Consider the following 23,917-nt stretch of genomic DNA (forward strand, 5'->3'; position numbering starts at 1 on the left):
TTAATAGATTATAGCCTTGCTTTTAATGAGAAACCTAAATCACGAGTACCCGGATATTGCGACCATTGGAAACCTTGTGCGTTGCCAATACCGTTTACAGCCTCCGGATTCATTCTGTCAGGCAAGGTTGTGAATAAATAGAACAGGTTACGACCAATAAACGATATGTCTAAACCTTGTAATACTTTAGTACGTTTTACAAGCGCCGACGGAACCGAGTAAGTAAGGTTTACCTCACGTAATTTAGCCCATGAGTTTTCAAAAACGAGGTTGCTTCTTGGCATTTTTACGTTCGACCAACCCATGTACTGACCTGCATATTTATACATATAGTGTACTACATCTGTGTTTTTGGTACCATCAGCAAACACACCTTCTAAAATTACACCGTGGTTGGCTGTGCTACCATCAGGATAAGTATATGGTAAACCACCACCGTTTCTTTCAACTAAAGTGCTTGGCGACAAACCATGACCCATAGAAGCACCGTAGTCAGCCGAGTAAATATCACCACCCAATTTGAAATCGGTCAATAGATACAAGCTGAAATTTTTATAACGCAAAGTGTTGCTCAAACCACCTGTTAGTTTCGGTGTAGTATTACCAATCGCAACAGGGTCTGCCGTAGTTACATACTGCGTACCTACTACTTTATCAGTTGTTTTGTCAACTACTTTCTGAACAACTTTTTGTCCGTTCAGGTAAGTGTAATCATAACCATAGATAGTGCCGTAGTTTTCGCCTGCTTTTACGTACATCAATGCACCATTAGTACCCCAAAGATCAGCTAATGGATAACGTTCGATTCCTTCAGCCAAAGAGATTACTTTATTCTGGTTATGCGCACCATTCAACGCTAAATCCCATCTGAAAGAACCTGTGCTGATAGGTGTAGCTCTGATAATAAACTCAAAACCTTTGTTAGCTAACTCTCCTGTATTGAAAGTAACCGCTGTAGCACCTGATGAGGTTGCCAGAGAAGAACTTAAAATCTGGCTTGTGGCTCTTGTCTGATAGTAAGTTAACTCCATGCTTAATTTACCTGACAGGAAGCCTAACTCAGTACCAATCTCAAAAGATTTGTTTCTTTGTGGTTGTAGTAAGTTAGCCGGAGGTAAAGTAGTTTGTAAACTACGCACAGGTAAACCACCAAACGAAGTAGCTGCAGTACCATTGATAGTGTTGGTAATGGTAGAAGTATTATACGTATATTGTGTCATATACGGGGTTGCACCATTGGCACTTTCAGCCAACGATACTTTCAATTTACCATAGCTCAGGAAGTTCTGGTTTTTGAAAGCATCAATCGCTTCTGTGAATACAAAGCTTAAACTTCCTGATGGGAAGAAATAAGACGAAGTAGCAATAGGCAAGGTAGAAGACCAGTCATTTCTTCCTGTCAACTGTAAGAACAAATAATTATTGTATGATAAATCTGCGATACCAAATAATGAGTTCAGATTCAAATCATAGCGAGATTCGCTGGTAGTGATTTTGGTTTTATCAAGGTTGTTGTTCAAGTAGTATTTGAATGGTACGTCAAAGTTACCTGCATTCCATGTATTTACCCCGTGGCTTCTGCTGCGTAGGGCAGAGTTACCAATCAATAAACTACCATTGAATTTTGAGCCAAACAAACCATCTTTATGTAAAGTAGTAAATGCTTCAAAGTTCAAATCCTGATTCGCAATGTTTTCTACACCATAAGCTCCCTGAATACCTGCTACATCTACCGGGGTATTTTTGCTATCAATAACAGTATTGGCATTGTTGATAGAGGCACGTCCGGCCAGATTCAACCAAGGGGTAATATCAGCCGATAGACGGATAGAACCTAATAATTGGTTACGGGATAATCTCTGGTTGTTTTCGAAGAATTTCCAGAACATATCCTTAAACGCATTGTTGTTGTAAGGATAGTATTTGAAAGGTGATGACTGGTCGAATAAATTCTTGCTTCCGTCAGCGTTTTTATAGGTATCTAATTCTAACGGAATATAATCGCGCGACATACCGTGAATCATGAAGTTCGCCCAACCGTTATCATTGGCAGACTCAGGCGTATTCAAGCGGTTATAGTTAGTATAGCTACCTGTAATTTCAGCCTTTACTTTTTTCGAGATATTCAAAGATGAACCAATGTTTACATTAGTTTGGTCATAATTACTGTTCGGAACAATCGCCTTGTTGTCTAATCTGGTTAAACCTACACGTAGGGTTCCGTAATCACCACCACCGCTGAACGAAAGATTGTGTCTGTTGGTATTACCAGTCTGGAAATACGCTTTTCTGTTATCTGGTTGTGCTTCCCATTTACGTTTCACGCCATCCCACCAGATTAATTCGGTACCATCTAATTTATGACCCCATGAAGAAGCCGGACCATACCAGCTGAAAATATCCCAAGACGAATAACCACCCGGAATAGGTCCACCGCTACGGTAAGTATTGTTCACGTCTTGTGCATCCCAGGGATAGTTACCAGGGTAGCGTAACTCTCCATTAACAGTAGTCGGGAAAGGCTGTGTTGCCGACCATAGGGCAGAAGCTGCACCATAACCATATTCGTTCTGCATATCCATGAAACGGTAAGCCGAAGTAGATAAAGACGAGAAGCTATAATCTAAACCAAAACCATCTCTTTTACCACCTTTTTTGCTCGTAATCATAATTACACCATTTGCCCCACGTGCTCCGTAAAGAGCAGCCGCATTGGCACCTTTCAAGATAGTAATGTCTTCTACATCATCAGTATTAACAAAGTTCAGGAACGAACCCCAGTCTTTAGGGCTGGTTACATCACTGCTTTTTCTGGTTGAGCTACCTGTATCACCGATTGGGTCGTTTTGTACCTGAATACCATCAACTACGATTAAGGGCTGGTTAGTACCCAAGATACTGTTGTTACCTCTGATAACGATTCTTTGCGAACCTCCTTGCACCCCATTTGGCACAGAGATATTCAAACCTGCCGATTTACCCATCAAACCTGAAGCAATATCTGGCGGAGCTGCCTGTACTAATTCTTTTGAGGCAATTTTCTGTGCAGAATAACCGATTGATTTGGATTCTCTTTTTATACCTAAGGCAGTTACAACTACTTCATTTAATTGTTTGCTGTCTTCTATCAATTCGATGTCGATGATTGAACGTCCGTTTACTTCAATAGTCTGGGTAGAAAAGCCAATAAACGAAACAACCAATGTAGTTTTTGAATTAGGAATACTTAAAGTGTATTTTCCTTCAGGGTCTGTTACAGTTCCGTTGTTTGTACCTTTTACGGTTACCGAAACACCGGGTATAGGCTCTCCATTCGAACTTACCTTACCTGTAACGTTCTGTGCTAATACCGGCAGGCTAAAGCCCATCAGCAATATCAGCACCAACTTTGGTAAAAAATTTCTCATATAATTTGACTTGGGTTAAAAATGATTGCTTTAAAAGTTCTTGATTGATTTTCCCTGTTTATGACCTTCGGATTAAACCGGGAACTCAGAAAGTCTGCTTCCGGATTAATATCAGGCAGAAGCAACAGAATAATATATAATCAGCATTACCTTCTATATACTTTACTTCAATAGCAAGGCGAGAGGTTTAGAGTAACTTTTAGCTATATTCCGACGATTTAGGGTTAAACATTCTTAAACAGACACTCATAAGTGTTTCTGCACTTCTGATAATATTTACCAGTAATGAACAGGCTTATAAAGACAATTAAGTGTGAGTGGATTTAAAAAATGCGGGTTAAAGCTGTTGTCTGAAACAGGTACAGTTTAAGTTAAGTGTGTTAAGTTATTTTTAAAAAAATGTTAAATATGGATACAAACATAAAGAAAAATTATTTAATAAAAACTAATTATTAAATTTTTTTAAAAATATGCTATATGTTATTAAATTTTGTATGATATTTAGATTAGATTTGCAAAAAAGAGCTACACGGAGAGAAGTCTTGGCGTTTTTTTAATAAATTGCTTAGTGATTTTTAAAATCTTGACCCCTAAGCTAAACCAGACATCTGCTTGCATACCTTTTATATTGCTCGTTGTGGTATGTATAGTATGAGCCTAACCTTATTCTAACTATAAAAAACCTATGTCTGAAATTACCCTCGATAACGAGATTGAAATGACCAGCAAAGAATCGGTTATTGACATCAAAAAAAACAAGCAAAAAAAAGGAATCGTAACTGAGCTGTATTTTAATGAAACGAACACTATTGCAGAATTATCACATTCGTTACACATCAGTATCCCTTCTATTACTGCCCTTATTGAAGAATTAGTTGAAGAAAAATGGATTGTCGAAACTGGCTTTGGCGTATCCAAGCAAGGGCGCCGTCCGGCTATCTATGGGATTAATCCTAAAGAAAAGTTTGTGTTAGTACTCGATATTAATACGCACGATACCAAAGTATTTATTCTGAATCTGCGCAATCAGGTAATATTTACACAAGAGTTTGATTTGCAGTTAAAAAACAATCCGTCTTTTTTAGAAACCCTCTTTACACTGGTTGATAGTGTGATTGAACAAAAGATTACCAAAGGCAAAAAACTGATTGCTTTAGGGGTGTCTATTCCCGGACTGGTAAATAAAAATACGGGAATTAACTATACCTATAAGAGCCTTAACAGTGATAATAAATCTTTGGGTAAATCAATAGAAGAACACTTCAAATTGCCGGCTTATGTCATCAACGACTCAAAGGCTACCGCTTTTGGAGAGTATCGTTTCGGTTTAGCCAAAGGTAAACATCACGTACTCTCTATTAATGTTGACTGGGGTATTGGCTTAGGGATAGTAGTAAACGGTGATATTTTCGACGGAGCTTCAGGTTTTGCAGGTGAGTTGGGGCATATTCAGGTGAACCCTGATGGAGTGCTTTGTACTTGCGGAAAAGTAGGTTGTCTGGATACCATCACCTCGGCATCTTCTTTACTCAAAAACATTAAAGATGGGTTACGCCAGGGTAAAGTTTCTAAATTGGGAGAATATAAAGACCGCATAGAAGACATAAACCTTGAGATGGTGATTGCTGCTGCACAACAGGGTGATGCTTTTGCCATTGACATTATTCATAATATAGGATTAGAATTGGGCAAAGGGCTTTCTATTGCCGTACACCTATTTAACCCGCAGATTATTATTATTGACGGTGTTCTCTCAAAAGCGCAAAAACTGATTGTGAACCCGATAGAGCATGCCATTAATAAGTATTGCCTCACCGATTTTAAAGAGGATTTAAGCATTGAGATTTCTCAACTGGGCGAAAACGCTAAAATCTATGGGGTACATACATACGTAGTAGAAAGTTTGTTGAAAACAGCTTAATGGTAAGGCAATGAAAAAATACATAGTTAAGGCGTTTGCCTTTGGCATTCTGGCTTTTTCATTTTCTGCTTTTAATCAGAAAAAAATAGCCCCTACACGGCCCAATATTCTGATTATTTTCTCTGACGACCATGCCTTGCAGGCCATTAGTGCTTATGGCAGTCCTCATATCAAAACCCCCAATATTGATAGAATTGCTAAAGACGGAGCTATTTTCAGGAATATGTTTTGTACTAATTCTATCTGTGGGCCAAGCCGGGCTACATTACTCACGGGTAAATTCAGTCATAAAAACGGACATATCAATAATAAAACCAAGTTTGACACCAATCAGGATATTTTTCCGAAACATTTGCAGGAGGCAGGTTACGAAACAGGCTGGATAGGCAAATGGCATCTGGTAAATTTGCCTAAGTATTTCAACTACTGGTCTATTCTTCCAGGGCAGGGGAGTTATTATAACCCTGATTTTATTGAAATGGACGGACAGACCCGTCGTCAGGAGGGGTATGCCTCTGATATTATTGCAGGCAGAGCCATAGACTGGTTACAGAATAAACATGATACTGCCAAACCTTTTTGTCTGATTATCGGACAAAACGCTCCTCACCGTACCTGGCTACCCGATACGGCTGACTTACATGCTTTTGATGCGGTGAAATTTAAAATGCCCGGTACATTCTACGATACCTATAAGGGTAGAATAGCAGCGCAGAAACAAAAAATGCACATAGCCAAAGACCTGCGTATGGACTATGACCTGAAAGTAGATGACAACGCTCTGCTTCATAAAAAACGCATGAACGAGGCACAACTCAAAGCCTATAATGCCTATTATGAACCCTTGAATGAGCAGTTCAAAAAACAAAATCTAACAGGCAAGGCATTAGACGAATGGAAGTTTCAACGTTATATGCACGATTATATGGCTTGTGTAAAGTCTTTAGACAGAAATATTGGTAGGGTACTGGACTATTTAGACAAAAACGGTCTGAGCGAAAATACCCTGATTGTCTATGCCTCTGACCAGGGATTTTATTTAGGCGAGCATGGGTGGTTTGATAAACGCTTTATGTACGAAGAGTCTTTTCATGTGCCTTTGGTAATGACATACCCAAAACTGATAAAGAAAGGTACTATCGTAAATAGTTTTGCACAGAACATTGATTTTGCCCCTACTTTTCTTGAATTAGCCGGGGTGAGTATCCCGAATGAGATTCAGGGAAAATCTTTGTTGCCACTGCTCAAAAATCAGAAACCTGCTTCGTGGCGCAAATCATTATACTATCATTATTATGAGTACCCCGACGAGCATAATACCATGCCGCATTTTGGTGTGCGTACCGACCGTTATAAACTGATTAGATTTTATGATGATGGTGATTTCTGGGAATTGTACGATTTGAAAAACGACCCTAAAGAACTCAAAAATATCTATGCTTCTGCCCCAAAAGCAACCATAACTTCACTAAAGCAGGAATTACAAAGGCTGATAGTGGAATATGATGATAAAGAAGCCGCAGATATATTAGCCAAAGAAACAAGGCCCTGATATTTAACCCTGACCTGAATGAAAAACCTGAATCGAAGAACTTTCATTAAAACCACTTCTCTTGCCGGGCTTGGTCTGATGGCGGGTAATACTGTATTAGCTGCCGATTTCCCGACAGTGCGGGTAGCTGCCAACAAAAGAAATTTCAGTAGTCCGGTTATTGAAACTACCATTCAACGCATGAAGTCGTCGGTTAAAGATGCTGAACTGGGCTGGTTATTTGAGAATTGTTTTCCGAATACGTTAGATACAACAGTTATTTTTAAGACCAAGAATGGCAGACCTGATACTTTTGTGATTACAGGCGATATTCATGCCATGTGGTTAAGAGACAGCACAGCACAGGTATGGCCATATCTGCCCTTAATCAAGCAAGACCCTCAGTTAAAAGACCTGATAGCCGGGGTTATCAATCGGCAGACTGAATGTATTCTGATTGATCCTTATGCCAATGCCTTTAATGATGGCCCGGGTAAATCAGAATGGATGTCTGACCATACAGAGATGAAAGCCGAGCTTCACGAACGCAAATGGGAGTTAGATTCATTGTGTTATACGGTTCGTCTGGCTTATCACTATTGGAAAACATCTGGCGATACCAGTGTTTTTGATGAAAAATGGATGCAAGCCGCCAGATTGATTATTACTACCTGTCGGGAACAACAACGCCTGACAGATAGAGGTAAGTATCGTTTTGGTCGTACCACTTCATGGTCAACTGATACAGTGCCGGGTAATGGCTATGGCAATAATACCAAACCCAATGGTTTAATCCATAGTATCTTCCGCCCGTCTGACGATGCTACATTGTATCCATTCCTCATTCCTTCCAATCTGTTTGCCGTAGTTTCTTTCCGTCAGTTAGCAGAGATTTCAGAGCAAGTAACTAAAGATGCGGCATTTGCTAAAGAGTGTACAGCCTTTGCTAATCAGGTAGAAACAGCTATTAAGAAGTTTGCCATTATCAGCCATCCGGTTTACGGACAGATATACGCAATGGAAGTAGATGGCTTTGGTAACTGTTTGTTACAAGACGATGCCAACGTACCTAATCTTTTAAGTTTACCGTATCTGGGAGCTGTAAAAGCTACTGACCCTATCTATCAGAATACCCGTCGTTTTGTGTTGAGCGAAAGTAATCCTTATTTCTTTAAAGGTAAAGCCGCCGAGGGTATCGGTAGTCCACATACGCTTGTCAACCAGATATGGCCGATGAGTATTATTATGCGTGCCATGACGTCTAACAACGACCCGGAAATTCTGGCACAATTAAAATTCCTGAAAAATACACATGCAGGCACGGGCTTTATGCACGAGTCTTTCGATAAAGACGATGCCAGCAAATTTACCCGCAAGTGGTTTGCCTGGGCAAATACCCTTTTTGGAGAATTAATGCTAAAGATTGAGCGTGAACGACCGCATTTATTGAAACAGAATTTTTAAAGTATCACGAAGTTGTATTTCGCTGAAAACCTAAGCAAATAATTATTATAGATATTGAAAGAAAACCCCACCCCAACCCTCCCCAACAATGGGGAGGGAGTAAGAAAACTCCCCTTCCCCATTGTTGGGGAAGGGTTAGGGATGGGGTTCTTTCCTTTCTCCGACACCAAAAAAAATGAAAAAAACACTTATCACTGTCCTCATAGCACTTTTAGGGCAATCCCTTTTTGCTCAGCAACATTCTGAACAGAATCATGATAAATATGTAGTTCCGAGCGACCCCAAGGTGAAAGAAAAACTAAACCAATGGCAGAATGTGAAATTTGGTTTAATGATGCACTGGGGTACTTACAGCCAATGGGGAATTGTAGAAAGCTGGAGCCTTTGCCCCGAAGACGAGGGCTGGTGTGAGCGCAAAGGACCTTTTAAAGACAATTGGTATGAGTACAAAAAGGCTTATGAAAACCTGCCTAAAACATTTAATCCGGTAGAGTTTAACCCTGAAAAATGGTCGGCTGCTGCTAAAAATGCAGGCATGAAATACCTGGTTTTTACAACCAAGCACCATGATGGTTTTGCCATGTTTGATACGAAGCAAAGCGATTACAAAATTACCAATACGCCTTTTGCTTCAAACCCAAGAAGCAATGTAGCCAAAGAAATATTCGGGGCATTCCGTAAAGATGATTTTATGATAGGCGCTTATTTCTCTAAGCCTGACTGGCATACAGATGATTACTGGTGGTCTTATTTTCCTCCGAAAGACCGCAATCCATCTTATCATCCTGCCAAATATCCTGAGAAATGGAAGAGCTTCAAACAATTTACCTATAACCAGATAGAAGAACTGATGAGCGATTATGGCAAGATGGATATTTTATGGTTAGATGGCGGTTGGGTACGCCCATTCAGCACCATTGATTCGTCGGTTTCATGGCAAAGAACCATTCCTTTCGATCAGGATATTGATATGGCACGCATTGCTAAAATGGGAAGAGAGCGCCAACCGGGCTTGTTGGTAGTTGACAGAACCGTAAGCGGTGAGTTTGAAAACTATGTTACACCGGAGCAACAGATTCCAGACCATTATATGCCTATTCCGTGGGAAACCTGTATGACTATGGGCGATTCGTGGAGCTATATTCCGAAAGAAAATTTCAAATCTGCCCGAAAATTAATACATATTCTGACAGACGTAGTATCAAAAAATGGTAACTTGCTATTGAATATTGCCCCAAGCCCGCAAGGAGATTTTCATGCAGAAGCCTATCAACGTCTGGAAGAAATTGGTAAATGGATGAAAATAAACAGCGAAGCTATTTATAATACCAGAGGTGATAACGAAATAGGCAAGCAAAACAAACTGGTATTTACTCACAATGCCAATACAACTTATGCTATTTATAGGGCAGACGAAGGCGAAAGTATTCCGTCTACTATTGAAATAAGTAATCTGGCATTATCAAAAAATACTTTGATGAACCTGTTAGGTAGCACCGAAAAACTGAAATGGACAGCAAAAGAGGGGAAGGTAGTAGTAGAAATTCCGGAGAAATTGAGAAAAGTAAAAGGCAGTAGCTATGCCTGGGTACTAAAAATTGTCAGACAATAATCCTTATATTTTATGAATCGTCGTCGTTTTCTGAGAAATAGTGCACTGGCAGGTACATTAGCAGGTGTTGAAGCCACGGCCGCACCTGCCCGTAAAAAAGCATTAAGGGTAGCTTACCTGAGCGATGTTCACGTTTTTACAAGTAAAATAGCTGAGGAGGGAATGGCAAAAGCCTACCAAAGTGCCAATGCGCTCAACCCTAAGCCTGATTTTATCATTAATGGGGGCGATGCTATTTTTGATGCACTGGAAAAATCGAAAGATGAAACGCAGGTTCAGTTTAAACTCTTTCAGAAAATACTGAAAGAGAACAATAAATTAGAAGTAAAGCATATTATTGGTAACCACGATGTATGGGGTTGGTTTAGCAAAACCGAAGATGTAAAAGGTGACAGACTATACGGCAAAAAATGGGTAACAGATGAGTTTCAGATGCCGAAAAGATATTATTCATTTGAGAAAAAAGGCTGGAAATTCATTATTTTAGACTCTACCCAACTGAATCCTAAAGGAGGTTATATTGCCTATTTTGACCCCGAGCAGTTGGAATGGCTGAAAGCTGAACTGGCAGCAACACCGGGCAGTCAGCATATCTGTATTGCTTCTCATATTCCGATTCTGTCAGCGGCATCGGGGTTATTTCTGAATAAGAATCAGGAAAACGGAGATATTGTGATGCCAAGAAATCTGATTCATACCGATGTATTTGATATGGTGAAACTATTCAGAAGTTACCCGAATATTAAAACCTGTCTGAGCGGCCATTTACACATGCAGGAGTCGCTTACTTATTGGGACTTAACCTACCTGAACAACGGAGCAGTTTCGGGTGGTTGGTGGAAAGGGGCTTTCAGAGATTTTGAACCAGCCTATGCGATACTGGATTTTTATGACGATGGTACATTTGAACGTAAATTTGTAAAATACTAAGAAACTGTTTAAGTTAATCTTATCTCATAACCTACGAACCAACAAACTAATGCAATCAAGAAGAAAATTTATACAATGGTCGGCACTGAGCTTACCATTTATATCGGCAACCAAGGCTTTTTCCAAAACCATAGCCAGTAAGCCAATTGTTGTTTCTACATGGGATAGTGGCCTGGCAGTAAATGCCGAAGCATGGAAAGTACTCAAGAAAAATGGCCGTGCCTTAGACGCCGTAGAAGTAGCAGCTAACTCTATTGAAGATACCATTAATTGCTGTGTTGGCTTGGGTGGAAACCCTGACCGTGATGGCAAGGTAACTTTAGATGCCTGTATCATGGACGAAAAAGCCAATTGTGGTTCAGTTGCCTTTTTACAACATATCAAACATCCTATCTCGGTAGCTCGTAAACTGATGGAAACTACCCCACACGTGATGCTGGTGGGCGATGGTGCTTTGCAGTTTGCTTTAGCCAATGGTTTCAAAAGAGAGCCTGACAAATTATCGGCTGATGCAGAGAAAACATACAAAGAATGGCTGAAGAAATCAGATTATAAGCCTGTAATTAATATTGAGCAGCAACAGATAAAAGCCAAAAAAACAGATGGCGGCCCTTTTGCCCCAAGCTATTTTGACGATGGTACGCCTAACCATGATACGATGGGTACCATTGCCCTTGATGCTTCGGGTAACCTGTCGGGCGCTTGCACCACCAGTGGTATGGCGTTTAAACTACATGGCCGTGTAGGAGATTCACCCATTATAGGCGCAGGTTTATTTGTTGATAACGAAATCGGGGCAGCTACTTCGTCCGGTCAAGGTGAAGAGGTAATCAGAGTAGCCGGAACGCACCTTGTAGTAGAAATGATGCGTTTAGGCAAAACACCGGAAGAAGCCTGTAAAATTGCCGTAGAGCGTATCGTAAAAATAAACCCTGAAAAGGCTAAAGGTTTTCAGGTAGGTTTTATAGCTATCAACAAGCAGGGCGAATATGGCGCTTACTCTATTCAACATGGTTTTAGTTATTCAGTTACACTGGCTGACGATGGCGGCAAGGTATTTATGGCAAAGAGCCATTTCCCTAAATAAGCAAACTTATATCCTATAATAATTAGTGCTTAGGCGTGCTATGGTTTAAAAATCATGACACGCCTTTCTTTGCGCCTTTATTTCACCTTATAACCTATTTTACATGAGAAAAATCCTTCTAATCCTGACAACACTGCTATGCTTTAGTACATACGCACAATATAAACCTGACTGGCAAAGTCTTGACCAACGCCAGACCCCTGCCTGGTTTGAAGATGCTAAGTTTGGTATTTTTATTCATTGGGGTATCTACTCTGTGCCTGCCTGGGCTACCAACTCAAATGCTGATGGTTTTGGTAGTGGCTATGCCGAATGGTACTGGCAACGCCTGTTTGCGCCAAATCTTAAAATCCATAAAGAGTTTGTAGCCTTCCACGAGAAGAATTATGGCAAAAGCTCTTATCAGGATTTTGTGCAGCAATTCAAAGCCGAGTTATTTCAGCCTGATGATTGGGCCAAGATATTTGAACAAGCCGGAGCCAAATATGTAGTATTAACCTCAAAACACCATGAGGGTTTTACTCTTTGGCCAAGTCCGCAATCGTGGAACTGGAATGCCGTTGATGTAGGCCCGCACAGAGATTTAGCCGGAGATTTATCTAAAGCTGTAAAAGCCAAAAACCTGCACATGGGCTACTATTATTCATTATACGAATGGTTTAATCCGGTTTATAAAAGTGATGTGAATACTTACGTAAACGAGCGCATGATTCCGCAAATGAAAGACCTCGTAACTAAATATCAACCTGATATTTTGTGGACAGATGGTGAGTGGGACCATCCTGCCAAAACCTGGAAGAGCGAAGAGTTTCTGGCATGGTTATATAACGATTCGCCTGTAAAAAACAGCGTTGTCGTAAACGACCGTTGGGGTAACGATACCAAAAGCAAACACGGGAGTTTTTATACTTCTGAATATGGTCATGGGGGTACTGATAATACTCTTACCAATGGTTTTGCCAGACCCTGGGAAGAATGTAGAGGCATAGGTGAATCGTTTGGGTATAACCGTAATGAAAATTTAGGAGTTTATCAGACAGGCGAGCAATTAGTGCATCAGTTAATTGATATTGTATCCCGTGGAGGTAATTTCCTGTTGAATATCGGGCCAACTGCCGATGGGCGTATTCCGGTGATTATGCAGCAGCGATTGAGAGAAATGGGTAATTGGTTAAAAGTAAATGGTAGTGCTATTTATGGTACCCGTAAATGGAATAAAGCCCCTGCTTACACTAAAGAATCAAAACTCTATTTTACACAGAAAGGAAAGGCACTCTACGCCATTGCCAGCAAATGGCAGGAAACCATTACAGTAGAAAATGTAGAAAAACCTGTTAAAGTAAAATTATTGGGTTTTGGTGGCGAGGTAAAATACACTTATAAAAATAAGGTACTTACCATTACTGCACCACAGGTAAATCCAAATACGATTCCATGTGAATATGCCTGGACTTATGAACTTACTGATGCGCTAAAATAAAATGCAAAAGATGAAAACCCTGAAATACCTGTTAATAGTCGGCTTATTAGCAGTCAATACCACCTTTGCCCAAACATCAGCTAAAGATTGGTTGATTCAGCCTTTTACGCAAAAAAGCGAAATAAAAGTATTAAAAGATGGCAAACTATTAGAAATTACGAATGGCCTGATAACCCGACAAATTCGAATAAGTCCAAATGCTGCGACGGTTAGTTTCAAGAACCTGACTACCAATGAGCAGTTTGTTCGTTCGGTAAGACCCGAAGCCCGAGTAGTAATTAATGGCAAGGCGTACAATGTCGGAGGGCTATACGGACAAAAAGAGCATGGGTACCTATTAGAAGAATGGATAGAAAAATTTACCAGTCAATCCGAAGATTTTCAGTATGCACGCTATGAGACAGGTGAGGTAAAACCACACTTTGACTGGAAGTCAACTACCTGGACAGCTAATAAAAATCTGCCAACTGGTAAGAGTCTTGTGCTGTTTTTTAAGTCAGGTTTGCCGCTATTGAAAGGTTTAGAGGTAGCAGTGCATTATGAAATTTTTGACGGAATACCACTCCTGAGTAAATGGGTAAGCATTGAGAATAAATCAAACAGCGCTTTTAAACTCACACAGGTAGTCAATGAAATATTGGCTACACCGGAAGAAGAATCTGCTGTGGTAGGCAAGCCTGAAAAGATGAAAAAACCACAGAAGCTATATATAGAAAATAACTATGCCTATAACAATGCAATGCGCTATGAGTTGTCAGACCAGGCTACCCATTGGAAGATTGATAGCTCCTATACATCGCAGGTAAACTATAATTACGAAACCCCCTGTGTAGTAGAAATCTATCCGACTTTAGGGGTTGGTATTGATTTAGCACCTGATGCGCATTATAAATCTATCTGTTCGTATGAATTGCTTTTAGATAGCTATGACAGAGAGCGAAACGGATTGGCACGCAGGAAAATGTATCGCACCATTGCCCCCTGGACAACCCAGAATCCAATCTTTATGCACCTGATTAGTACTGACCCGGTAAAAGTTAAATCTATAATTGACCAATGTGCTGAAACCGGTTACGAAATGGTGATTCTGAGCTTTGGAAGTGGCTTGAATATGGAAGATGCCTCTGATGACAATATCAAGAAATTTAAAGAATTAGCTGACTATGCCCATAGTAAAGGGATTAAATTGGGAGGATATTCATTATTCAGCAGCCGCCGGATTGATGATGAAAATGATGTGATTGACCCTGTAACAGGTTTACCGGATAAAGGAGCTTTCTTTGGTAATGCACCTTGTCTGGCAAGTAAATGGGGCATCAACTATCTCAATAGCCTCAAGAAATTTATCAGCGAAACAGGCTTTGATTTGCTCGAACATGACGGCCCATATCCGGGCGATGTTTGTGCTTCTACCAAGCACCCCGGCCATAAAGGCTTAGACGACTCGCAATGGGTACAGATGCAAATGCAGAAAGAGTTCTATCAGTGGCTCAATGCCCGTGGCGTATATATCAATGCCCCTGACTGGTATTTCTTGGATGGTAGCCATAAGATTGCATTAGGGTATCGGGAAGTTAATTTCTCTTTGTCGAGAGAACAGCAGAAGATGCTGAACCGACAAAATATTTTTGATGGTACCTGGGATAAAATTCCGTCAATGGGTTGGGGATTTGTGCCATTGACCAAATATCAGGGTGGGGGAGCAGAAGCAGTCCTGGAACCACTAAGCGAACACCTGAATGATTATAAACAATTAATGATGCAATACTACGGAGCTGGCATACAGGCCTGTTACCGTGGCCCAAGATTATATGATACTGAGGCAACCAAAAAAGTAGTCATAGAAACCATTAACTGGTATAAAAAGTACAGAGATATTCTGAATACTGATATTATACATTTGCGCCGTCCTGACGGTAGAGACTGGGATGGAATTATGCACGTGAATCCGTCTCTGACTACAAAAGGGTTAGTTATGCTGTATAATCCGCTAAAAGAAGCTATCACCCGAAAAATCAGATTACCTCTGTATTATACAGGGCTTACAAAAGAAGCCAAGGTAAGAACAGAAAATGGCAAAGCCACTACATATCAACTCAACAGAGATTATTCCATAGAATTGACCATTCAATTGCCTGCCGAAGGATATACCTGGCTGGTGATTGAATAATTATCTATCCAAATCTAATGGGAGTTGTATCACGATTTTTCAAATCGTCTGGGACGCACCGCAAACTTCGGCAGAATTTTATATCTGTATCGACGTTTCAGGAATATTAAGAAAATTGAAGATATAGGGAATATACACATTCTTATATCTTCAACTTAATACCAATCTTCCCAAGTAAAGCCGTAATCCCAATAATCATTAAAGCAAATAGCAAGGATTTGATTAAACCGACTATGCCAAATGTCAGGCTTACAGGCAAAGCAAAATAAAAAGAATAAGCAATATAAGGTATCAGGTAGCAAGTCAATGTGCTTGTACCTGCAGGTTTGATGCTATTGAACCAATGGGCTTTATGCTGTAAATCTGTCAGCCAGTAAATAAGAGCATAGGTAATAAAAGCAATGCCACAGCATATAAACACCCAGGTTGGTGTAGCGTAAATCTTCGATATAATAAAGAATTTCCGAAGCATGAAGCCTGAAAGCAACATTGCCACACCGAGTCCTATGTAGATATAGGTTAATTTTGCTTTCTTTTCGGCAGTATAAAAACGCTCTAACAATAGAGTTGCTAATATACCTGTAAAAGTAAATGCAGCAAAAGCACCATTCCCTAAAATCCAGTCATCGGGGCCATCCGGCCACACCAAGTTTAACCATTTGGCATGTCCTGCAATGCTTAATAAATTGAAAAATACCCATGTGACTACTAACAAGGTATTATTTTTATAAAAGAAAAGATAGAGAATAGCACAAGTAAGGTAGGTCCAGCCGATAAGACCCAAAATACCCCACCAGTGCGGTTGCATCATTTCTGCTTTTGCCCCACCTTCTCCACCTCTGAATTTGTAAACCAAAAACAGTAAAATAGCAATCCCAAGTATCTGTAAGGCCATGAACAGGTATTTTTTAGAATCCTCGCTTTTAGGATACACATTCCAGATAAGAAAAAAGCCTATGACGGCACTTACCTGAAATACCGACTGACTCATGCCTGTAGCTTCGGCATTCATTTCTGGGATATTTATCGTAAAAAGGCCCATGATTAACAGCGCGACCGAACGCATCACAATGTGCCTGATAATCTGAAAATTGTTTTCACCTTTGGCAATCCTGGCTTTAATAGCAAAAGGAATTGACATACCTACAATGAATAAGAAACAAGGGAAAATAACATCAGAAAAGCCAAGAAAATCAACATGAGCTTCGGAGTGTTGTAACCAGTCAGGGATACCTGTCAACGTCCAGAAGTCATTTACAAAAATCATCAGGAGCATGGTCAATGCCCGAAATACATCAATAGAAGCAATACGTTTCAGTGAGGTTTCCATAGTTTTCTTATTTGCTTTCCTCCATTTTCTTAATTTCCTCAAACATCGCCTTAAAACATGCTGATTGCGTATTTTCTCCGGCTTCTGTATTCACTTTTACGCCATAAAATTCATCTAAAAACTGTCCGGCACCAGACCACACTGTTTGCATCATACCCTGGAAACGGTCTTTCATGACAGGTGTAACCGATTTTCTGAATCTTACCATATCCTGCGTTTGTACCACAGCGTTTTTAGGATTTCTCCAGGGGCAGGTAATTACATTAAAACCCTTTGAAGCAAACAGAACGGCAGTCTGGTCTGGTCTTTCATAATGCCAGTCACAAATCACTACATCTTTTTCTATCAGGTCTATGGCCCGATGGGTGTTATTAAAACTGCCTTCCCACATACCAATACCCGTAGTCTTACCATCAATCAGGCGGTCGCCCCAAATCCATAGTTTTCTATTTTTCAATGCCAGATGATTTCTGATTTTATTCACCTCTCCGGCAAATAATTCTGCTTTGTCTCTTCCTCCACATCTCGGGCATTTATCATCACCAATATAAAATACCTCGTCCATTCCTGCATGAAAAGCATCTGTTTCAAAAACCTCACATATTTCATCTACCAGTTCAAAAACTATTTTGTGTACATCAGGGTGTAGCGGGCAGTAGCTTTTACAATAAAGCCCATCGGCGTTAGGCCATACATATTTTTCAGGCATTTTTACATGTGGTGTCTCATCAAATTGCGGATATACCCTTAGTAAGTTATGCGTGGTTTTAGCCCATGACTGATGCCCTAACAAATTGATTTGCGGTATAATACGGATATTATTTTTCTGACAGGCTTTTACCATCTTTTTCACATCCTGCTTCGATAGAGCAATGCTATCACGTAGTTCAGGATGGCTTTGAAACTGATAATTCCAGTCAACACGCAGTATGAGCGTATTTACTTTACGTGTGGCTAATTCTTCATTAATAAATTTTACAAAAGTATCTACTTGCTTAGGTTGTGGCGCACCGATACAAAATCCACGAACGGGTAAAAGGCTGTCTATTTTTGATTGTGCCAGAAGCGATTCAGAAAAAATCAGGCATGCAATGGTAAGCAACAAAGAAATTTGTCTGGTCATAAAGGTGTAGGTTTTTTTATAGATTTGATTGACAAGTTAGCCATTATTTAAAAGAAATCAAATCTACCTGAAATCAGCAACCTTTATTGTAATACGTAACTCTTACTTAATAGCAGTATTTTATAGTATTTTCAGGTTGTTTTTACGGTTTTCTTAAATTTTTTTTGTACTGATACAACTTTTTGTGCCTTTTGTGCATTTAGTCTAAAAGCCCCGTTTAAACTTGGTTCTAACCTCTACAATCGAACGTCTGCGACACAAAGACGCTGCTGCTCAGAAGGAAATTTTTGAGCACTATGGTAGCTTTTTGTATCGTATTGCATACAGATATGTGCGGGAGCGTATGTTGGCCGAGGATTTGATGGTGGAGTCTTTTTTGAAGATTTTTGAGGGGATTATCAATTTCAGATTTGATAATCTAAGGTCTTTTGAAGCGTGGATGAAAAAAATTGTGGTAAACGAAGCATTGATGTTGTTGCGCAGGCAATCAAATTTTCATCTGATGCCTGAGAGTGAAGCAGTTGAAATCCCGATTGATGATAATGTTTTAGATAAGATTTCAACGGAAGAGATTTATCGGCTGATTGCCGAATTGCCAGATGGGTATCGCACGGTTTTTAACCTGTACGCCATTGAAGGCTACACGCACAAAGAGATTGCTGAACAACTGCATATCAGTGAGGGAACCTCAAAGTCGCAGTTGAATCATGCCCGAAAATTATTACAAAAGAAAATATTAATGACCGATAAAAGTCATGCAAGCAGAGGAATTTTATAGTAAAATCCGAGAAAATCTCGACAATTCTGACTTTACTCCCGAGTGGAGTAAAAGTGAGGTATGGCAACGTATTGAGCAGAAAGAGGAAAAGAAAATGACACCTTTCTGGTGGGGAGCTGTGGCGGCAAGCATTGTAATGGTGAGTTTATTTGGAGGCTATCTTTTAATTGAAAACAGAAATACTATTACCGGTAACCCTAATGTGAAAAATCAAGTAGCTACTACTTCTGCACAACCGGTTATGACTATAACTCCTACTGCCACGCCTTTGCCGGAACCACCCGAAAACACTGCTTCAAATACATCAGCACGTCCGGTTCAGAAAAGAGTCATTCAACCTGTAGAGGAGGTAGAGCCTCAAGCAATTACTGAAAATGAAGTACCCAATGAAGAGTTTGATAACATGGTAACCACAGAAGGTGGTGAGCAGGAGTTTAGTTATAATAATGTAACATCCAGAAACGAACCTGCATTTGTACGTCCGGTTATTTTTGATGCTCCGATTATTTTCAGACCTAATAAAGTAGCAGAGAAGCCCGCTGTTGCACCTGCTAAACGTGAGCGTGTAGCTATTCTGGAGATTCCGGAAGACCATGAAGATTATGTGATAGCGCCGAAAGAAAAGAAGAAAAAACGCCATGAACGTTTGGCTAAACAAGAACAGAAAACCCCTGAGGCTACAGACCCTAATAAGCCCAATAAAATATGGGCATTTGTAAAACAGAGTTTCAAAAATGAAACAATGCCGGCTGATTCTACTATTAAGTAAAAGCTATTATACTCGTTAAAATATACTTACGGAAACAGTTTCGTGTATATTTGCTATGAATGTATTTTTTAGAATACTGACCTGCTTCCACATGAAAAAGATTTTTTTGTTGCTGCTTATTGTGATAAGTACAGATACTTACGCATCCGGGATTACTGAGAAAAACAAAATTGATTCGATTGTAATAAACATTGGTAAACGAAAAAGAATTGTTTTGTGGGGAGAAAGCAAAGAAGACCTGAAAGCGTTGGAAAAATATGATTTAAACAGAATCGTAAAACAGATGAATCAGGACTTAGAGGAAATGCCTTCGAATGTCAGACGAAGTATCAGGCAAGATTATGAAGGGAATAATTATACCAAAGAAGCTACCCGGCAACGTGAATTAGAGGGACTTACACCCTGGCAAAGACTGACCCGGAATACTTATCTGAATTTTTCTTTGGGTTTTACTTCTGTCAAATACCTGCAAAGAGGAAGTGCCGCATTTAAAAACAGCGATGAACTTTTCAGATATAGAACTTTAGCTTCTCCAAACCTCACGGTAGGTCTTACCAGACAAGAAAGCTTTATCCGCACAGGGCACAAAGAAGTAATATTACGTTATGGGTTTGATATAAGCTGGTATTATCTGAGTAGTGTGAGTACAAAAAAAACTTCGTATCTGCTACGGGTAAATAATACCAATACGAGTGTGTACGATACCGTAGCCATTTATCGCCCTGCCTCTAATGGCAATTATTATACAGTAGAGAATTACATCAACTCAGATAATGTCAAGAGAAATCCGGAAAGTACAGCTAACCAATCTTTGTTTTATGCCAACTTTAAAATTAATCCAACGATTAATTTTTATGGCGCAGACAACCAGAAGACTTTTCATTTTGGCTTTGGGGCTTATATCGGGCGGTTGATAGGCGGAAGCCAGATTCTTTCAGAAATCAAGGCCATTAACCAAAGAGAAGCAAAAATGCCTATCAGAAGCAGCGATAACCCTTATCGGTATGGCTTATTACTCAATATAGGCTATAAGGCTTTCAGTTTATTCTTAGAAGGAGATGTAAACAATTTCTTTCAACGGCGGGATTCCCGCAATGGTTTTCTTCCTTACGAATCATCAGACAAGTGGTCACAGAATCTGACGACATTTGGTGTCAGAATAGGCCGATAACAATAATCCCCGAATCGCTCCGGGGATTATTTATTTTTATGCACAAAGTCTGTCTTATTTTTTGTACATCACGCTTTTTACGGCATCAATAGTACGCTTTACATTGGGTAAAGTAACCTCAATCAGTGTTGGGGCATAGTGTAGTGGTATATCCATATTGTTTACACGAATAACCGGGGCATCTAAATAATCAAAAGCATACCGTTGTAAATGGTAGGTAATTTCAGAAGAAATAGCTGCCAATGGCCATGCTTCTTCTACTACCACACAGCGGTTGGTTTTCTTTACAGAGTTAAGGACAGTTGCGTAGTCGATTGGTCTCACGGTACGCAAATCAATCAACTCAGCTTTGATACCTTCTTTCTCTAATTCTGCAATGGCAGGTAATACTACTCTTGGAATCATTTTGCCGAATGAAACAATGGTTACATCAGAACCCTCTTTCATTACGTTGGCTTGTCCTAAAGGAATCAGGTATTCTTCCTCTGGTACATTGCCTTTATCACCGTACATTACTTCCGACTCCATAAAAATAACAGGGTCGTTGTCTCTGATAGATGATTTTAACAGACCTTTGGCATCATAAGGGTTATGAGGTACTACTACTTTCAAACCGGGCGTATTGGCAAACCAGTTTTCAAAGTTTTGTGAGTGCTGTGCACCCAATTGCCCGGCATTTCCGGTTGGCCCACGGAATACAATCGGACAAATATACTGACCTGCCGACATGGCCATCATTTTTGCCGCAGAGTTGATAATCTGATCTATGGCTACCAATGAGAAGTTAAAAGTCATGAACTCTATAACCGGGCGTAGGCCATTGGCTGCTGCGCCTACACCTATACCTGCAAAACCAAGTTCAGCAATGGGGGTATCAATCACACGTTTAGGGCCAAATTCATCAAGCATACCTTGACTTACTTTATATGCACCGTTGTACTCGGCTACTTCTTCACCCATCAGAAAAACGTTTTCATCACGTCTCATCTCTTCTGAAAGGGCTTCGCGCAGGGCTTCTCTAAATTGTATCTCTCTCATGTATTTTGGCTTAGAATAAAAGCTAATTTTTTGATGTAAAATTAGGTAATTACATCGGAATTCTCAAATTTGCATGAATATACATCTATGAAAATTTCATTAATCTTCTAAGATTCTGTCTCAGAAGAGCTTTGAATCACCCTATGCTTCATAACATTATGCAAAAACTAAAAGCCTATCTGGCTGATAATTCTTTACCTTTTACGCTATTTACCTCGCTTGCTGCTTTTTTTACCTACCTGCTTTTTTACCCTTTCAGGCGTGCCTATACAGCCGCTACATACGAAGAACTTTTTTTCTTTGGGGTTAATTATAAAATACTCATTATTACGGCACAGGTATTAGGTTTTGCGGTTTCTAAAGGATTGGGTATTAAATATGTTTCTGAAATGCAACCCGCTAACCGGGCCAGAAACCTGATAATCATTATTCTTTTATCATGGCTATGCTATCTGTTTTTTGCTTTAGTTCCTGCACCTTATAACCTGTTTTTTATTTTTCTTGCCAGCTTGCCTTTGGGTATGGTTTATGGAATTATGCTTGGTTTCTTAGAGGGTAGACGAGTAACCGATTTATTAGTAGCTGTGCTGACCGCTTCTTTTATTATGGGGTCAGGTTTTGCCAAAAGTATAGGCAAATGGGTAATGACTACTTTAGAGGTGAGCGAATTCTGGATGCCTTTTGTGGCTTGTGCCATTATGCTCATTCCTTTTAGTTTATGCGTGTGGTTAATGGGGCAGATACCTCCACCAAATATGGCAGATAAAGCCAGTCGCTCCGAACGTAAACCTATGCAGAAAGAAGACAGACGGGCATTTATTAAAAAATTTACATTAAGCCTAACTATTTTTGTCATATCTTATATACTACTCACAACTTTTCGGGAGTTCAGAGATAATTTTGCTCCGGAGATATGGAAGACTTTAGGTTACGGAAATAATTCAGCCATTTTTACGCAGACAGAAATACCCATTGCTATTACGGTGTTAGTGATGATGGCAGCTATGCGTTGGGTGCAGAATAACTACAAGGCTTTTGTTATTATCGAATGTGTGATGCTATTAGGGGGTGCTTTAATTGGGATAAGTACTTTATTATACCAACAAGGTATTTTATCTCCGGTTAGTTGGCTGACGCTTTTAGGCTTAGGATTATATATGGCCTATGCTATGTGCAACAGCTTGTATTTTGAGCGGATGATTGCCGCTTTTAAAGAATCAGGTACTGTTGGGTTTATGATTACCTTTGCCGATTATTATGCTTACCTGGGAAGTATCTTAGTGCTTTTCTACAAGAATTTCTTTCAGAAAAGTATTAATTACCATGAGTTTTTTATCTATCTGTCTTATACTATATCTGTGATTTATATGATTTTAGTGGCACTTTCTATGTGGAATCTGAAAGTGTATCACGATTTTTTAAATCGTATGAAAGAAAAGTAAAATGTATAAAATTAAGGAGGAGTATAGAAGATATTTGCCACATTTTCAGCCAACTAATGAGCTGGCTTATTTTGTTACAACTCGTTTAGCAAATAGTCTCCCTAAATCAATAATTGAACAACTTCACCATGAACACGATAAAAGCCTTATTCATATCAATCAATTACAATTATCGACTGAAAAGAAATCATTATTAACAGACGAGCAAAATAGGAGGTATTTTGGAAAATTTGACCAATTGCTTGACTCTCAAGCTACTGGACATCATTGGTTCAAAACTCCTACAATTGCGCAACTTGCATATGATACTTTTTTGCATTTCCATACAAAACGCTACGAAATGATATGCTTTACTATCATGTCGAATCATGTTCATTTGTTATTTTGGTTGAATGAAGACAGAGCTTTGTACGGAATTATGCACTCATGGAAAAGATATATTGCTAATAAAGCCAATCAACTGTTGGATAGAGAAGGAGCATTTTGGGCTCGTGAAAGTTATGACCGTGCTGTAAGGAATGATGAAGAATTAAAAAGGATTATGCATTATATTTTGTTGAATCCTGTAAAAGCAGGGATAGTTAACAATTGGGAGGACTATCCTTGGACTTTTGTTAATGAAAAGTATTTTACTTTGTAATATGTATCACGATTTTTCAAATCG

General features: G+C 39.6%; 17 protein-coding genes. 13 read left to right on the top strand and 4 right to left on the bottom strand.

The window, feature by feature from the left end; translation table 11 throughout:
• Nucleotides 1-8 precede the first annotated feature (8 nt).
• A complete protein-coding gene (locus EWM59_RS01530; protein ID WP_207219926.1) occupies nucleotides 9-3,407 on the bottom strand; it encodes a SusC/RagA family TonB-linked outer membrane protein in 3,399 nt (1,132 codons plus the stop codon).
• A 685-nt stretch (nucleotides 3,408-4,092) separates the two neighbouring features.
• Here EWM59_RS01530 and EWM59_RS01535 point away from each other — a divergent pair.
• The 8 genes from EWM59_RS01535 (at nucleotide 4,093) to EWM59_RS01570 (ending at nucleotide 15,602) form a co-directional block, all read left to right on the top strand.
• The gene (locus EWM59_RS01535) at nucleotides 4,093-5,328 is read left to right on the top strand and encodes an ROK family protein (RefSeq protein WP_130019181.1); all 1,236 of its coding nucleotides are present in this window, start codon (nucleotides 4,093-4,095) and stop codon (nucleotides 5,326-5,328) included.
• A gap of 10 nt (nucleotides 5,329-5,338) precedes the next feature.
• A complete protein-coding gene (locus EWM59_RS01540; RefSeq protein ID WP_130019182.1) occupies nucleotides 5,339-6,880 on the top strand; it encodes a sulfatase family protein in 1,542 nt (513 codons plus the stop codon).
• Nucleotides 6,881-6,898: 18 nt separating this feature from the next.
• On the top strand, nucleotides 6,899-8,323 hold the full coding sequence (locus tag EWM59_RS01545; protein ID WP_130019183.1) for a glycoside hydrolase family 125 protein: 1,425 nt from the start codon (nucleotides 6,899-6,901) through the stop codon (nucleotides 8,321-8,323).
• Between the two features lie 175 nt (nucleotides 8,324-8,498).
• Nucleotides 8,499-9,935, top strand: coding sequence for an alpha-L-fucosidase (locus tag EWM59_RS01550; RefSeq protein WP_130019184.1), 1,437 nt, complete (start codon nucleotides 8,499-8,501; stop codon nucleotides 9,933-9,935).
• A 12-nt stretch (nucleotides 9,936-9,947) separates the two neighbouring features.
• Nucleotides 9,948-10,865, top strand: coding sequence for a metallophosphoesterase family protein (locus EWM59_RS01555; RefSeq protein ID WP_130019185.1), 918 nt, complete (start codon nucleotides 9,948-9,950; stop codon nucleotides 10,863-10,865).
• A 49-nt stretch (nucleotides 10,866-10,914) separates the two neighbouring features.
• Nucleotides 10,915-11,952, top strand: coding sequence for an isoaspartyl peptidase/L-asparaginase family protein (locus EWM59_RS01560; protein WP_130019186.1), 1,038 nt, complete (start codon nucleotides 10,915-10,917; stop codon nucleotides 11,950-11,952).
• Nucleotides 11,953-12,055: 103 nt separating this feature from the next.
• Nucleotides 12,056-13,432 (top strand): alpha-L-fucosidase, encoded by a 1,377-nt coding sequence (locus EWM59_RS01565; RefSeq protein WP_130019187.1) that lies wholly within the window; start codon nucleotides 12,056-12,058, stop codon nucleotides 13,430-13,432.
• A 10-nt stretch (nucleotides 13,433-13,442) separates the two neighbouring features.
• Nucleotides 13,443-15,602 carry an alpha-galactosidase gene (locus tag EWM59_RS01570; protein ID WP_165372081.1) on the top strand — a complete coding sequence of 720 codons (2,160 nt, stop codon included), beginning with the start codon at nucleotides 13,443-13,445 and terminating at the stop codon, nucleotides 15,600-15,602.
• A gap of 142 nt (nucleotides 15,603-15,744) precedes the next feature.
• Here EWM59_RS01570 and EWM59_RS01575 read toward each other — a convergent pair whose 3' ends face one another.
• Together EWM59_RS01575 and EWM59_RS01580 are read right to left on the bottom strand one after the other, a co-directional pair.
• Complete coding sequence (locus tag EWM59_RS01575; RefSeq protein ID WP_130019188.1) at nucleotides 15,745-16,932, bottom strand: DUF5009 domain-containing protein; 1,188 nt, start codon at nucleotides 16,930-16,932, stop codon at nucleotides 15,745-15,747.
• A 7-nt stretch (nucleotides 16,933-16,939) separates the two neighbouring features.
• On the bottom strand, nucleotides 16,940-18,055 hold the full coding sequence (locus EWM59_RS01580; protein ID WP_130019189.1) for a family 20 glycosylhydrolase: 1,116 nt from the start codon (nucleotides 18,053-18,055) through the stop codon (nucleotides 16,940-16,942).
• 223 nt (nucleotides 18,056-18,278) lie between these two features.
• Here EWM59_RS01580 and EWM59_RS01585 point away from each other — a divergent pair, with 223 nt between their 5' ends.
• The 3 genes from EWM59_RS01585 to EWM59_RS01595 all read left to right on the top strand — a co-directional run bounded on the left by EWM59_RS01585 (nucleotide 18,279) and on the right by EWM59_RS01595 (nucleotide 20,773).
• Nucleotides 18,279-18,833, top strand: a complete 555-nt coding sequence (locus EWM59_RS01585) for an RNA polymerase sigma factor (protein WP_130019190.1) — start codon at nucleotides 18,279-18,281, stop codon at nucleotides 18,831-18,833.
• Nucleotides 18,811-19,602 (top strand): hypothetical protein, encoded by a 792-nt coding sequence (locus EWM59_RS01590; RefSeq protein ID WP_130019191.1) that lies wholly within the window; start codon nucleotides 18,811-18,813, stop codon nucleotides 19,600-19,602. Before EWM59_RS01585 ends, EWM59_RS01590 begins: the two co-directional genes overlap by 23 nt.
• A gap of 91 nt (nucleotides 19,603-19,693) precedes the next feature.
• Complete coding sequence (locus EWM59_RS01595) at nucleotides 19,694-20,773, top strand: hypothetical protein (RefSeq protein ID WP_130019192.1); 1,080 nt, start codon at nucleotides 19,694-19,696, stop codon at nucleotides 20,771-20,773.
• A 54-nt stretch (nucleotides 20,774-20,827) separates the two neighbouring features.
• Here EWM59_RS01595 and EWM59_RS01600 read toward each other — a convergent pair whose 3' ends face one another.
• Nucleotides 20,828-21,811: a pyruvate dehydrogenase complex E1 component subunit beta gene (locus EWM59_RS01600; protein ID WP_130019193.1), complete on the bottom strand. Its 984-nt coding sequence runs from the start codon at nucleotides 21,809-21,811 to the stop codon at nucleotides 20,828-20,830.
• A gap of 158 nt (nucleotides 21,812-21,969) precedes the next feature.
• Between EWM59_RS01600 and EWM59_RS01605 the strand changes: the two genes are divergently transcribed.
• On the top strand, nucleotides 21,970-23,253 hold the full coding sequence (locus tag EWM59_RS01605; RefSeq protein ID WP_130019194.1) for a DUF5690 family protein: 1,284 nt from the start codon (nucleotides 21,970-21,972) through the stop codon (nucleotides 23,251-23,253).
• Nucleotide 23,254: 1 nt separating this feature from the next.
• Nucleotides 23,255-23,893, top strand: coding sequence for an REP-associated tyrosine transposase (locus EWM59_RS01610; RefSeq protein ID WP_130019195.1), 639 nt, complete (start codon nucleotides 23,255-23,257; stop codon nucleotides 23,891-23,893).
• Nucleotides 23,894-23,917 lie beyond the last annotated feature (24 nt).

Origin of the sequence: Emticicia agri, from assembly GCF_004168285.1 — a bacterium.
Taxonomy (GTDB): domain Bacteria; phylum Bacteroidota; class Bacteroidia; order Cytophagales; family Spirosomataceae; genus Emticicia; species Emticicia agri.